Source organism: Erwinia sp. 009765445 (assembly GCF_058137865.1).
On sequence record NZ_JBYUWC010000013.1, the window covers coordinates 115,683 to 129,174 of the forward strand.

Annotated in this window: 14 protein-coding genes, 1 tRNA gene and 1 pseudogene; 6 read left to right on the forward strand and 10 right to left on the reverse strand. The window is 53.0% G+C overall.

Annotation, left to right across the window (positions count from 1 at the left end):
- Nucleotides 1–12: 12 nt before the first annotated feature.
- Genes ccmI through ccmA form a run of 9 tightly spaced genes read right to left on the reverse strand, consistent with a single transcriptional unit; the run spans nucleotide 13 to nucleotide 6,985 of the window.
- Nucleotides 13–1,224, reverse strand: coding sequence for a c-type cytochrome biogenesis protein CcmI (gene ccmI / locus AC3Y5R_RS15575; RefSeq protein ID WP_489922099.1), 1,212 nt, complete (start codon nucleotides 1,222–1,224; stop codon nucleotides 13–15).
- Complete coding sequence (locus AC3Y5R_RS15580) at nucleotides 1,221–1,685, reverse strand: cytochrome c-type biogenesis protein (protein ID WP_489922100.1); 465 nt, start codon at nucleotides 1,683–1,685, stop codon at nucleotides 1,221–1,223. The genes ccmI and AC3Y5R_RS15580 overlap by 4 nt, the downstream gene beginning before the upstream one ends.
- Nucleotides 1,682–2,239 carry a DsbE family thiol:disulfide interchange protein gene (locus tag AC3Y5R_RS15585; RefSeq protein WP_489922101.1) on the reverse strand — a complete coding sequence of 186 codons (558 nt, stop codon included), beginning with the start codon at nucleotides 2,237–2,239 and terminating at the stop codon, nucleotides 1,682–1,684. The genes AC3Y5R_RS15580 and AC3Y5R_RS15585 overlap by 4 nt, the downstream gene beginning before the upstream one ends.
- Nucleotides 2,236–4,194 carry a heme lyase CcmF/NrfE family subunit gene (locus AC3Y5R_RS15590; protein ID WP_489922102.1) on the reverse strand — a complete coding sequence of 653 codons (1,959 nt, stop codon included), beginning with the start codon at nucleotides 4,192–4,194 and terminating at the stop codon, nucleotides 2,236–2,238. Before AC3Y5R_RS15590 ends, AC3Y5R_RS15585 begins: the two co-directional genes overlap by 4 nt.
- Nucleotides 4,191–4,682 (reverse strand): cytochrome c maturation protein CcmE, encoded by a 492-nt coding sequence (gene ccmE, locus AC3Y5R_RS15595; protein ID WP_158782524.1) that lies wholly within the window; start codon nucleotides 4,680–4,682, stop codon nucleotides 4,191–4,193. The genes AC3Y5R_RS15590 and ccmE overlap by 4 nt, the downstream gene beginning before the upstream one ends.
- Nucleotides 4,679–4,909, reverse strand: a complete 231-nt coding sequence (gene ccmD / locus AC3Y5R_RS15600; protein WP_158782523.1) for a heme exporter protein CcmD — start codon at nucleotides 4,907–4,909, stop codon at nucleotides 4,679–4,681. The genes ccmE and ccmD overlap by 4 nt, the downstream gene beginning before the upstream one ends.
- Nucleotides 4,906–5,649: a heme ABC transporter permease gene (locus tag AC3Y5R_RS15605; protein ID WP_489922103.1), complete on the reverse strand. Its 744-nt coding sequence runs from the start codon at nucleotides 5,647–5,649 to the stop codon at nucleotides 4,906–4,908. The genes ccmD and AC3Y5R_RS15605 overlap by 4 nt, the downstream gene beginning before the upstream one ends.
- 59 nt (nucleotides 5,650–5,708) lie before the next feature.
- Complete coding sequence (gene ccmB / locus AC3Y5R_RS15610; protein WP_489922104.1) at nucleotides 5,709–6,368, reverse strand: heme exporter protein CcmB; 660 nt, start codon at nucleotides 6,366–6,368, stop codon at nucleotides 5,709–5,711.
- Nucleotides 6,368–6,985, reverse strand: a complete 618-nt coding sequence (gene ccmA / locus AC3Y5R_RS15615) for a cytochrome c biogenesis heme-transporting ATPase CcmA (protein ID WP_489922142.1) — start codon at nucleotides 6,983–6,985, stop codon at nucleotides 6,368–6,370. Before ccmA ends, ccmB begins: the two co-directional genes overlap by 1 nt.
- A 249-nt stretch (nucleotides 6,986–7,234) precedes the next feature.
- Here ccmA and AC3Y5R_RS15620 point away from each other — a divergent pair.
- The 5 genes and pseudogenes from AC3Y5R_RS15620 (at nucleotide 7,235) to AC3Y5R_RS15640 (ending at nucleotide 12,455) form a co-directional block, all read left to right on the forward strand.
- Nucleotides 7,235–8,121, forward strand: a pseudogene (locus AC3Y5R_RS15620) (formate/nitrite transporter family protein).
- A gap of 563 nt (nucleotides 8,122–8,684) precedes the next feature.
- A tRNA-Arg gene (locus AC3Y5R_RS15625) sits at nucleotides 8,685–8,759 on the forward strand.
- Nucleotides 8,760–8,944: 185 nt separating this feature from the next.
- Nucleotides 8,945–10,135, forward strand: coding sequence for a tyrosine-type recombinase/integrase (locus tag AC3Y5R_RS15630; protein ID WP_489922105.1), 1,191 nt, complete (start codon nucleotides 8,945–8,947; stop codon nucleotides 10,133–10,135).
- Nucleotides 10,136–10,318: 183 nt separating this feature from the next.
- A complete protein-coding gene (locus AC3Y5R_RS15635; RefSeq protein WP_489922106.1) occupies nucleotides 10,319–10,516 on the forward strand; it encodes a helix-turn-helix transcriptional regulator in 198 nt (65 codons plus the stop codon).
- Between the two features lie 163 nt (nucleotides 10,517–10,679).
- Entirely contained in the window at nucleotides 10,680–12,455 is a 1,776-nt protein-coding gene (locus AC3Y5R_RS15640; protein ID WP_489922143.1) for a DNA primase family protein, read from the forward strand.
- A 342-nt stretch (nucleotides 12,456–12,797) separates the two neighbouring features.
- On the opposite strand, the gene AC3Y5R_RS15645 is transcribed toward AC3Y5R_RS15640, so the two are convergent.
- Nucleotides 12,798–13,019 (reverse strand): helix-turn-helix domain-containing protein, encoded by a 222-nt coding sequence (locus AC3Y5R_RS15645; protein ID WP_489922107.1) that lies wholly within the window; start codon nucleotides 13,017–13,019, stop codon nucleotides 12,798–12,800.
- A gap of 134 nt (nucleotides 13,020–13,153) precedes the next feature.
- On the opposite strand from AC3Y5R_RS15645, the gene AC3Y5R_RS15650 reads away from it, so the two are divergent.
- Nucleotides 13,154–13,339: a ribbon-helix-helix domain-containing protein gene (locus AC3Y5R_RS15650; RefSeq protein WP_267443897.1), complete on the forward strand. Its 186-nt coding sequence runs from the start codon at nucleotides 13,154–13,156 to the stop codon at nucleotides 13,337–13,339.
- Nucleotides 13,340–13,492 lie beyond the last annotated feature (153 nt).

The window sequence follows — 13,492 nt, forward strand, 5'->3', positions numbered from 1 at the left end:
AGTATAAAACGCTTACGGCTGCTGTTGGTTAATCTCAACTGTCAGCGTCTGATGACCATCAAACGGCGTCACGGCACTCAGACCAAACCAGTCACCAGACTGCGGATTGGCGCTGCCGTCGCGCGAGATACGCACACGCACCTGAACCTGATGCTGCGCGGAGAGCAGGCGCTCAGGCATCATGGCATTACTGTCATCAAGCGTCAGCGATAAAGGAAAATGACTTAACGGCAGTTTTTTCACCGCCACCGGAACCGGTGAGGTGCCGTCAGCAACGGAAATATACAACACTCCGTCAGCCGGTAACATTTTTTCTGCCCCCGGAGCCAGCTGTACCGTCAATCCGAGATGGCTGTTCTGCTTGCCTGACTCCGTCTTTGCCTGTTCGATACTGCGCTGGATCATCACCGCGCGCTGATCGCCAGCAGGTAACAATTGTAACATCTTTTGCCAGGCGTCAATCGCCTGAGCGTAATGCTGCTGGCCAAAAGCATTAAATGCCAACAGGCTGAGCACCCGAAGATTATTGCCATCGGTTTTAAGCATCTGGTTGAGCATGATGCCTGCCTGGCGGTTATCTTCCGGATCCTGCGAGCGGGTCAGCACGTCGGCATAGCTGAGCTTCACTTCAGGATTGTTGGGTGCCAGTTGCATGGCATGCTGGAAAGCCTGGGTAGCGGTTGCCGCATTGTTCAGTACCATGCCAATACGGCCCAGCATCAGCCAGTCATTAACGTTCTGCGGATCGTTCTGCAGTGAGGTGCGAATGCCCAGCCCCAGCCGCGCCAGCTCTTCCATAGTCAGCGGTTTGGCATTGGGATCCATCACCTGTGCACGCAGGGCCGGAAGATCACTCTGCACCTGCTGCCAGGCCATGATCTGAGAAAAACCGCCGGTTTTGAAATAGAAGCCGAGACTGACAAGAACAATCACTAAAACGCCAGGCAAAAGCACCCAGCGGCTGATGCTGCGCTCAACGCTTTGCTCTTCCTGCGGGATATCCAGCAGCAGCGTTTGCTGCAGCTCGCGGATCATCTCCGGACGTTCGCCAACAACGCCCTGCTCTTCATCCTGCTCCAGCTCCTGCAGACGCTGATGGTAGAAGGATTTATTTAGCGCATCGCGATCGGCTGCCACCGAACGCTGCCTGCGGCCACCGGCAATCAACAGCAGCGCGCATGAGGCCACCAGCAGTGCCAGGATGGTGAGCCAGAATCCACTCATGATTGCTTCCCGTTATTCTTTAACAGCGCGTCCAGCCGCGCCTGCTGCTCCGTGTCCAGATCGGACCCGGTGAGCTTACGTTTTCTGCTGCGCAGGATGATGACCAGCGCGCCGACAATGACAAACAGCGCCGGACCGGCCCAGAGGATCAGGGTGGAAGGCAGCACCGGCGGCTCGTAAGTCACAAAATTACCGTAACGCGCCACCATATAGGCTTTCACCTGATCCGGCGTCTGGCCACTCTGCAACAGTTCGTAGACTTTAAGACGCATATCCCCGGCGATCATCGCATTGGAATCGGCAATGCTGTTGTTCTGGCACTTCGGACAGCGCAGCGATCCGGTCAGGTGACGGTACTGCTGCTCCTGATCCACCGAAGAAAATTTATAGGTATCAATATTGTCAGCCAGCGCACTGAAAGCGAGTAGCAGCGTGGCCAGCAAAATAAGGCAGCGTTTCAAGCTCCGGCCCCCTTGCTGTATTTATCCCACAATGGCTTCACTTCGCTGTTCCACACCCGATCATTCATATCACCGGCGTGGCGATAGCGAATAATCCCTTTGCCATCGATCAGGAAGGTTTCCGGTGCGCCGTAAACGCCCAGATCCAGCCCCAGCATACCGTCACCATCATACAGGCTTAGCGCATAAGGATTTCCCAGCGTATTCAGCCAGTTGATGGCTTTACCCCGATCGTCCTTATAGTTCAGGCCGACCACCCGTACGCCTTTCGTCGCCAGAGTATTAAGGTACTGATGCTCCGCGCGGCAGGTCGGGCACCAGGTCGCCCAGACGTTCAGCAGAATGGGCTTGCCGTCGGTCAGCACCGACTGGTCGTAGATTTTTCCGGGCTGATCGAGCGATTCCAGCTTAAAGACCGGAACTGGTTTGCCCACCAGGGCGGATTCCAGCAGCGTGGGATCGTCGCCGTTTGCGTTGCGCGTCAGCTGCCACATCAGCGCAGCCGCCAGCAGCAGAAACAGTACCAGCGGGATATAAAGGATTTTTTTATTCATGATGCCAGTTCCTTTTGCGCTTTCTTGCGTGAGCGGTAACGCGGGTCAAACAGACAGAAGATGCCGCCCACTGCCATAAAGACGCCACCGAACCAGATCCAGCGCACAAAAGGTTTGTAGTAAATACGCACGGCCCAGGAGTCCCCTTCCAGCTGTTCTCCCAGCGCCGCATAGAGATCGCGGGTGAAGCCGCCATTGATGGCCGCTTCGGTCATCATGGTGTGCGCCACGCTGTAATAGCGTTTTTCCGCATGCAGCGTGGCTTCATGTTTGCCATTGCGCGTGACGTCAATAATTCCCACGCCGCCGGTGTAGTTCGGCCCCTGCAGGTTATGCACATCACGGAAGATGAAGTGATAGTTCTGAATATCCACCGTATCGCCCGGTCGCATGCGCACATCGCGCTCCACGCTGTAATTCTGGCTGAAGGCAATGCCAATCACCGTCACAGCAACACCCAGATGGCCCAGCACCATACCCCAGTGGCTGCGCGACAGATGGCGCAGCCCGGTGAAGAAATTGTGCCGATGCGTGGCGCGCTCGTGCAGTTCCATCAGCGTCAGGAAAATCACCCAGATCGACATCAGCAAACCGACCACGGTCATCGCTTCGATACGGTCCTGCATCAGCCATGGCAGCGCGATGGACAGCACCAGCGTACCCACCAGCGCCACGCCCAGACGTTTCCACAGCTTCTGCGGTTCATCACGACGCCAGCGCACCAGAGGCCCGATTCCCAACATCAGCGCCAGCGGAGCCATCAGCCAGGTGAACAGCGTATTAAAGAACGGCTCGCCGATGGAGATACTGCCCAGGCCAAGCTGTTTATGCACCAGCGGCAGCAGCGTCCCCAGCAGCACCACCAGCATGGCGGCAATCAGCAGAACGTTGTTACCCAACAGGAAGGACTCACGCGACCAGATTTCATTTTGCACCCGGCTGCGGACCTTGCTGCCTTTTACGGCGTACAGTAGCAGCGAGCTGCCAATAACAATCACCAGGAAGGCGAGGATAAACATGCCGCGCGAGGGGTCGGAAGCAAATGAATGCACTGAAACCAACACGCCGGAACGCACCAGGAAGGTGCCCAGCAGGCTGAGCGAAAATGCGGTAATCGCCAGCAATACCGTCCAGGCTTTGAAGGTGCCACGCTTTTCGGTTACCGCCAGGGAGTGGATCAGCGCAGTGCCCGCCAGCCATGGCATAAAGGAGGCATTCTCTACCGGATCCCAGAACCACCAGCCGCCCCAGCCCAGCTCATAATAAGCCCAGGCAGAACCCAGCACGATACCAATAGTCAGGAAGACCCACGCCGCGGTAGTCCACGGGCGGGACCAGCGTGCCCAGGCGGTATCCAGCCGTCCCGCCATCAGCGAAGCGATAGCAAAGGCAAAGGCCACCGAGAAGCCGACATAGCCCATATACAGCAGCGGCGGATGGAAGATCAGGCCGATATCCTGCAGCATCGGATTCAGATCGCTGCCGTCAATCGGGAAGTCCGGTAGCGAGCGGGTAAACGGGTTGGAGGTCAGGGTGATAAACAGCAGGAAGCCAAGGTTAATCATCCCCATCACCGCCAGTACGCGGGCAATGGAGTCCAGCGGCATCCCGCGACTGAACAACGCCACGGCCAGCGTCCAGGTACTGAGCAGCAACAGCCACAACAGCAGAGAACCCTCATGCGCTCCCCAGGTGGCTGCGATGCGATAGTACACGGGCAGCAACGTGTTGGAGTTGGTTGCCACGTAGGCCACGCTGAAATCGTTAACCACAAACGCATGCACCAGCACGATAAAGGCCCCAAGGATACAGGCAAACAGCGCATAGCTCAGCGGACGTGCCAGGCCCATCAGCCGCTGGTCCTGACGCGCGGCGCCCCACAGTGGGTAAATACTGAGCAGGAGTGACAGCGCAAGAGCCAGGCACAGCAGGAAACTGCCTATCTCCGGCATCATGACTGGCCTCCCTGGGGAGAAGTCTGGTAAGCCGACTGCGGCCCCTTATGATTTTGCTTCATCGCATCCTCAATTTCCGGCGGCGTATATTTTTCGTCATGTTTCGCCAGCACTTCTTTGGCGTTGACCAGGTTGCCGTCCTCCAGCACACCCTGCGCCACCACGCCCTGCCCTTCACGGAACAGATCGGGCAGGATGCCGAGATAGCTGACGCTGATCACGCCGTTGGCGTCATATAATTTAAAAGAGACCTGCAGCGTATTCGGGTCACGTTTAACGCTGCCGGGCATCACCATGCCGCCGACGCGCAGGCGCTGGCCCGGCTCCGGTTTTTCATGGTTTTCGCCCTTGCCGTTCAGAATTTCACTGGGTGTATAGAAAAGGTCGATGTTGGAACGCAGCGCGTACATCACCAAAGAAGTGGCCAGCCCGAGGCCAACTAATACCGCTATCACCAGCATCAGGCGATTTTTACGACGGGTATTCACTGTAACTCTCCTGTCTTACTCGCCACTTTTTTTGTTTTTGCTGCACGGATGCGACGCTCCCGCGACTGACGCTGGCGAATTTCGCCGAGCAGCCGCTGGCGCTGGATAACGGTGTGCAGCACCAGGCCGCCGAGGGCTATCAGCGTGCAGGCCACGGCCAGCCAGACGTAAAAAGCGTAACCGCCCATGGCGAAGAAGGCCTGCCAGGATGAGAAGGCTGGTGTCATGCTTTACGCTCCCCTTTTGCTGCCATGTCGGCCACCCACGGGCGATGGCGTTCAGTGAACAGGATCAGGTTGCGCAGGCGCATCAGCGTCAGCGAGATAAAAACCAGCAGGTAGCCGAGAATCGACCAGCGCAGCGGTGAGCGCATGCTCGGATCAATGGCCTGCTGTAGCATGCCGGAGGAGCCCTGATGAAGCGTGTTCCACCACTGCACCGAATAGTGGATGATCGGCAGGTTGACCACCCCCACCAGGATCAGGATCCCTGCCGCGCGACCGGCCATGCGGCGGTCATCGAACGCGCTGTAGAGCGCGATCACGCCCATATAAAGGAACAGCAGCACCAGCTCGGAAGTGAGGCGCGCATCCCAGATCCACCAGGTTCCCCACATTGGTTTACCCCAGGCGGCCCCGGTGATCAGCGCAATAAAGGTGAACACTGCGCCAACCGGAGCCATTGCAGCAGCGGCCAGATCGGCGGTTTTCCACTGCCAGACCAGGCCGGTAAACGCGGCGATCGCCATTGAAGCGTATATCCCCATTGACCACATTGCCGCCGGGACATGGATATACATGATGCGATAACTGTTGCCCTGCTGATAGTCGGCCGGGGCGAAACCAAATCCCCAAATCCAGCCCAGCAGCAGCGTCGCGATGCCTGACACCGCAAACCAGGGCACCAGCTGACCGCATATCCGGTACAGCCGATCGGGCTTGCCCAGTTGGTGTAACCATTTCCACATTATTATTTTGCTCACATAAATAAAGAAAAAGCGTTCTGGTGTTTTTTATCAGTATTTTGTTAATGCACGCTGATGCGCAGCGCCGCTGCGGTCGCGAAAGGCGCAAGGGTGGCACTGCCCACCAGCATCGCGCCCAGAATGGCCAGATAGCCGTCAATCGGTAATCCCATGCCCGCCGCATTGATCGCCGCACTGGCAAAAATCAGCACCGGCACCGCCAGCGGCAGAACCAGCAAACTCAGTAACACACCGCCCCGTCGCAGCCCTACCGTCAGCCCTACCCCGATAGAGCCGAGAAAACTCAGCGTGGGCGTACCTAATAACAGCGTTAACGCAATGGCGCACCAGCTGGCAAAATCCAGTGAAAGCAGCAGCGCAGCCAGCGGAGAAAGCAGCAGCAGCGGCAAACCGGTCACCACCCAGTGGGCAGCGACTTTACCCAACACTGTTATCGGCAGCGGCGTAGGTAACAGCAGCAGTTGTTCCAGTGAACCGTCAAGAAAATCGTCGCGAAACAGCCGTTCCAGCGCCAGCAGTGAAGAGAGCAGCGCGGCCACCCAGACAATCCCCGGAGCAATTCGGGCCAGTAATTTTGGCTCAGGCCCAATGCCTAACGGAAACAGAGTGATGACGATCAGGAAAAACCACAAAGGGTTAATAATTTCCGAACCACTTCGAAAAGCAATACGTAATTCACGCATCAGGACGCGCCAGAACATCAGACTACCTCCGAAGAGGTCAGGCGAAGTTTGCGAACAGTGCGCTCAGCGGAAGGTAATTCCTGATGAGTGGTCAGGATCACCGCGCCACCGTTATCGGCATGGCGGTTAAAAAGCGCCATCAGCTTTTCCACGCCGGATTTATCAATCGCCGTCAGCGGTTCATCGAGGATCCACAGCGGCGAATCGCTTAACCATAACCTCGCCAGCGCCACTCTTCGCTGTTGCCCGGCGGAAAGCTGAGCCACGGCAACGTCTTCAAAACCGGTTAAATCCACTTCTTCCAGCGCCTGCCACAGAGCTTCCTCATCATGCCTGGCATGGAAAAAATGCAGATTTTCTCTGGCGGTTAATACCGCTTTCACACCCGGCTGATGCCCCAGATACAACAGCGCCGCATGGTACGTTTCGCGCTGCTGCCGGATTGGCTGCTGTTGCCACAGTACCTCACCCTGTTCGGCGTGACTCAGGCCTGCGAGGATGCGCAGCAGTGAGGTTTTCCCTGCCCCGTTCGCCCCTTCAATCTGGACAATATCGCCCGCTGAAACGGTAAAACTGAGTTCGCTGAACAGCGTTCGTTCATCACGGACACAGGTCAGATTGTTGGCTTCCAGCATCGGATCAAGGTCACACTTGTTAATGATGGGTGAAATAGTACCACAGGAAATCAGTTCATCGCAGCCCGCAGGCATACCGTAACTGCTTCAGTTGTCTGCATTATGCCGATCGATTGCAGAGATGGCTGCAAAAAAGCCACCTCAGTTAAAGTTTTGTTACCTTAATTCTGAAACTTACTTACATTTCCGAAATCCTGAAACCCGCTACGCTTAAGGTGCTAATGACCGCTGGGGTTAAAGGAGCAGCATATGAATAACAAAAATGATCAAGTCGAAGTTGATAGCAAAGAAAGTGAACAAGGTGAAGAAATTGAGATAAATGAGGAGTCTCTGCCCTCACGCGCAGCGGCCGTTCATGAGCATATTCGTCAGGAGGGTGAGAAAGAGCTGGAAAGGGACGGACTGGCCCTGTTGTTCTCCGCCATTGCGGCTGGCTTGTCGATGGGGGCTTCGCTGATGGCGAAAGGCATCTTTCAGGTCAACCTGGAGGGCGTCCCCGGCGCCTTCCTGCTGGAAAACCTCGGCTATACCTTTGGTTTTATTATCGTAATCATGGCCCGCCAGCAGCTGTTCACTGAGAATACCGTCACCGCGGTTTTACCGATCATGCATAAACCGACCGGCAGCAATATGCTGTTGCTGCTTCGCCTGTGGGGCATTGTGCTGGGCGGTAACCTGATCGGTACCGCGCTGGCTCTTCTCTCGCGTTTCCCCATATGCCGATTTTTGACGGTGCCACGCGGGAAGCCTTTGTCGGCATCAGTCAGAAAGTGATGGAACATACACCAGCCGAGATGTTTGCCAATGCGGTAGTGTCCGGCTGGATCATCGCGACCATGGTGTGGATGTTCCCTTCCGCCGGTGCGGCGAAAATCTGGATAATCATCCTGATGACGTGGCTGGTTGCGTTGGGTGACCTGGCGCATATCGTGGTGGGATCGGTTGAAATTCTCTACCTGGTGTTTAACGGTGTCATCAGCTGGCATGAGTTTCTCTGGCCTTTCGCCCTGCCTACGCTGGCGGGCAATATCATCGGCGGAACGTTCATCTTTGCGCTGATTAGTCACGCGCAGATCCGCAATGATATGAGTAATAAGGCGAAAGCTGAGGCAAAAGCTAAAGCGAGAAAGGAGTAGGAACAGGCGAATAAGGGAGATAAGCAGCAGAACGCCGGCCAGGAAGCAGGGTTGCTGGTTGCTGGTTGCTGGTTGCTGGTTGCTGGTTGCTGGTTGCTGGTTGCTGGTTGCTGGTTGCTGGTTGCTGGTTGCAGCAGAATAGTGATCTGGCGGTTAGTTTGGCAACCGGCGTAAGTGATAATCGCGTCAGTTGCCAATACACTTAGCTGAACAGGTTGAATGTACTGACGTAATAAGTACCGGCAAACGCCACATAACCCAGCCAGACTATGGTGATCACTGCAAGTGACAGTTTCAGGGACATACTCTTACTCCTTCAGGAATTATGCCAATCAAAAAAATTGATTTACGTTGCCTTACACTAGCCCTTAGTTTTTATGCGGATATTGATCCAGCGCAAGTATCACGAAAAAGGACGTTTTCGCCAGCGGGGTTTAGCAGCAAAAGACAAGCTGCGCCGGGGGAGATGAAAGAGGAAACTGAGTGGAAATTGATGACAAAACCAGCAGTCAGGCAGGTAAGTGCTTAATCTGCGGCTGGAAACGCGCTATACTGCCCGCGCTGTCTCCTTAGTTAAATGGATATAACGAGCCCCTCCTAAGGGCTAGTTGCAGGTTCGATTCCTGCAGGGGACACCATTCAGGCATTTTCCCCACGTCTACCCTCTTCTACCAAAGCCTACTTAACCCGCTGGATGCCCGTAAATACTGGCTTTACTGTGACTCGTCATTATTCTGATGTCTTTTTTCGTCTACTGGAATCTATACGGTATCGGGGGTATATTTGGGGGTAGGTTCTGTTCGGTCTGATTGAGATACCCCCAATGAAACTAAACGCCCGCCAGGTCGATAAGACCAAACCCCGCGATAAGCCTTACAAACTGGCTGACGGCGGCGGATTGTATCTTCTGGTAAATGTTAATGGTGCTAAATATTGGCGTTTAAAATACCGCATCGCAGGCAAGGAAAAACTGCTTGCTTTGGGGGTATATCCCGACACATTGTTAGCGGATGCGAGGGTAAAACGGGACGACGCCAGAAAAATTCTGGCTGCTGGTGGCGATCCTTCTTTAGCCAGGCAGGCAATAAGGCAGTCGCAGAAAGCAGCGGTTGAAAACACATTTAAGGAAATCGCGCTTGAATGGCATGGAAGCAAAAGTAAAACCTGGTCTCCTGCTTACAGTGCGGAAAATCTCACGCTGTTGAAGAACAATATTTTCCCCGATCTCGGTGGCAAACCAATTGCTGAAATCAAGCCGTTGGAGTTATTAAGCGTTTTACAAAAGATAGAGGATCGGGGTGCCACCGAGCAGGCAAAAAAAGCCCGTATGCGCTGCTCTGAAGTTTTCCGCTATGCCATCGTTACGGGCAGAGCAACTTACAACCCTGCCCCGGATTTAATCAGCGCCATGCAGGGCCATAAAACGAAGCATTATCCCTCACTGGATGCCAGCGAGTTATCAGGTTTCTTCAAATCCCTCACCGCCTGGTCAGGAAGCGAAATGGTCATTCTCGCTGCCAGGCTATTGATCATAACGGGAGTCAGAACTGGCGAACTGCGAATGGCACAATGGTGTGAATTCGACCTTAAAAATGCCCATTGGGAAATACCCGCTCAACGTATGAAGATGCGCCGCCCCCACATTGTTCCCCTTTCCTCTCAGGCTGTTGCCATCGTTAAACGGCTGAAACAGTTAACCGGGCATTTCCCCTTAGTCTTTCCTGGTCGTAATGCTCCACAGAAATGCATGAGCGAAGCCAGTATTAATCAGGTGTTCAAGCGAATTGGCTATGCTGGCAGAGTTACGGGGCATGGTTTCCGGCACACGATGAGCACTATTCTTCATGAGCGGGGTTTTAACTCCGCCTGGATTGAAACGCAGTTGGCACATGCTGATAAAAACAGCATTCGCGGGATCTATAATCACGCCGGATATCTCGATGGTCGCCGGGAAATGCTGCAATGGTATGCCGACTATCTGGATGAGCTGGAGCAGGGAAAAAGTCAGGCCTGACAGTTCAGACAAATGATCAGGTTACCGTTCCCTGAAAAAACATATTAAATAACTCATTGTTCAATAACAACTTTAAGACCTCAATGGCTCAACCCGGCCCCTTATCGTTTTTAGTCAAGATTTCGACCACCCCAGGTGTGACTCTACCCCAGTAAGCCACAAGCAAACCTGGGAGTTATACCTATGTCCACTACCTTAATCCGCCTTCCTGAAGTGCAACGCCGTACCGGTTACAGCAAAGCCTGGATTTATCGTTTAATGAGTCAGGAGCGTTTTCCCCGATCCATTAAAGTGGGTGCGCGGTCGATAGCTTTTATCGAAAGTGAGATTGACGACTGGATCAATCAGCGTATCGATGAATCACGCCAGAACGGAGGTTGATATGTCTTCAATCCACACCTCTCATCCAGCGAAAAACGGTTTTGGTTTAAAACATTCGACGCCCCCTAAAACGCCTGTTTGGATGCGACAAACGCGCGCGCGCGAGGGAAGAGCGCGAACACGGGCATATTTCTGTCCAGATCATGGTCAGGAAGGGCAAAAAATGAAACCTGCGCCGAACGTAAAAAAAATTCCCCAGGACCCAATGGCCGAAGTCATTATTTTTGCCGGAGCGGATGCCTGGCATCATGCGAAAGACTGGATGGGGTATAACGAGGCGGGCGATAACGTACCGCCTGTGACGCTGGATAAAAAACGGTTGCTGGAGTTAGACAAACTCCAGATCGTTGATGAGAGACGGCGCTGTGTGCGTGTTTATCGTGCTGGCGCATTGAGCCAGTTACAGATAACCGCCATCGTTCATAAGCTGGCGCTGGCGGACGTTAGTGAGGCCCGTTTTTATTCCGAATCCCATGAACTTCTTGAGGACTGGACGGGGCAACTAAACCGGATTAAGTCGGAGGCGGAAAACGCAAAAAGTTTGATCCTTCAGTCTCAAAAGATTGTTGACGGTCATTTATCGCAAATGGCGGCCAGCCAGAGAGGACGGTTACTGGCAGCGCGTTATGGGCATATTGTCGTGCTTCCTGAAAGTCAGAACGTGTTTGTTTATAACGGTGCAGTCTGGGAGAAAGTTCTGGACAGCGATTTACGGCGAGAAATGGCACTGCTCTACAGAGAGAACGAAGTGAACTATAGCATCAGCGGAATTAACAACAGCGTGGAGGCAATGAAGTTGGAAATCCCCCTGCTTCAAATGCAGCGCCCGGAGCTTATCGGGTTCTCCAATGGTGTTTATGATCTTGCCGCTGATATATTCCTTCCTCATTGCCCTGAAAATTGGCTGCTGAATCATAACGACGTTTTATTTACTCCCGCCGTACCCGGCGAAAATCTACGGGAAAATGCGCTTTTTTTTCACAAATGGCTCAGCCATGTGTCTGGCGATGATGAGGCGAAGATGCAGAGGATTTGTGCTGCACTTTACATGGTGCTGGCGAATCGTTTTGACTGGCAGTTATTCATTGAAGTAACTGGTGAAGGTGGCAGCGGTAAAACCGTTTTTACGGCGATTGCGTCCATGCTGGTGGGAGAACACAACACCGCCAGCGGAAATATGAAAGCTCTGGACGAGGCTCGTGGCCGCGCTCAGTTTGTCGGAAAAAACCTGATTATCCTGCCGGATCAGCCTAAATACAGCGGCGAAGGAACAGGTATCAAAGCGGTTACAGGCGGTGACCGCGTGGAAATAGACCCGAAGTATGAGAAACCGTTCACAACGGTTCTGCGGGCCATCGTGCTGGCAACAAATAATGAACCCATGGCATTCACCGAACGCAACGGCGGTATTGCAAGACGACGGGTTATATTTTCGTTTGATCATCCGGTAGCTGACTCTGATAAAGACCCCCACCTGGTAGAAAAAATCGCGCTGGAGCTGCCAGTAATAATCCGTTTTTTGCTGGCTACTTTTACTGAGCAGAACAGCGCCAGAAGTCTGTTGATCGCCCAGCGTGATTCAACAGAGGCAATGAACATCAAATGCCTTTCCGATCCGCTGTATAGTTTTTGTGAGCACATCAGGGTACTCAATGAACCGGACGGGATGATGATGGGGAATAAAAATATCGTGCCAAGAGCGCCGAGAATATATCTTTATCACGCCTACCTCTCCTGGCTGGAGGCGCATGGCTATGAACGGCCTTTAACCCTTACGCGGTTCGGTAAGGAATTGCCAAAAGTTATGGCGGAATATGGCTCTCAATTTAAAAAAGCCAGAACGAAAGCGGGAATACGCTATAACCTGGTACTGGCCGAAAGCGCAGAAGAATGGCTTCCCTGCGTGACTTCAACAATCACCCTGACAAAAAACAGATAATGCTCCAGTTAAAACTTTTGACTTTTACTGTTCACAACTATCCATTTAAAAAAAAGACATTAATAATTAGATAGTTAAAGGGTGATGGGTTATTTCCAGACTGTTCATCAACTCCCCCCCTGTACATCGATTTACCGGGAGCGGGAAAATAACAGTATTGGATAGTGCTGAACACTACTGTTCACAGCATCAGACCTGATACAGCCTGATACTCTGGCAGAGATGAACACAGTGAACACTTTTTTAATGTGAAACGTTTCGAAGGGTCAATACACAAGCAGATGATGGCCGAAGCGTCATGCAGGGCCACCAGCAATGGCCCTCAGAGCATGATAAACCTGTTTAAAGACTGTAGCGGGATGGCCAGATTTCCTCAGGCCGTTTATTTATTGCTCCGGCGATAAGCCGTTCCCCTTTCGGCCAGCGCATTCTCAAGGTATTTGAAAGCGTACCCGATGCCAGCCCGCTGTTACGGGAAAGTTCAGCCATGCTGGTCCCGTTTTTCTTCAGGGCCGCCAGAATATCTGCCGGATGCATATCAGGCAGAGTTTGTTTTTCCTCCATCTGTACCCTCCTTTTCCTGGTAACTGTAAAGCGCACCATTAATATGCACTATATAGTGCCTATCTTCAACCACTATCATCTATGTGGCAGTTACTTACACTACCTAAATTGATTTAGTAAAAGGCAGGTGTAAAATGGCTGAACCCTTTCTCAAGAACCGAAAAAGATTTACATCATCGTTACAAAACCACCTTGTTCCGCTGTTCGATAAACTGGCGCAACAATCCCGCATTCCTAAGAGCAGGTTACTGGATGAGGCCATCGCCGATTTGTTGAAAAAGCATGGTTTTTCTGATGTGGAGATTAACGGGAAAGAATAAAAAGATGGGGTATAGCAAGCCCAGCTGTTTAGCCAGACTGGCCCGCTGCTCTGGCTGAGTTAAAAGCACATGGGCTGCTATGAGCGAGGAACGGACATGCTGATTTTGTAAAAAATCTCAAATAATTATTTATTCATTAATATCTCTACTGCT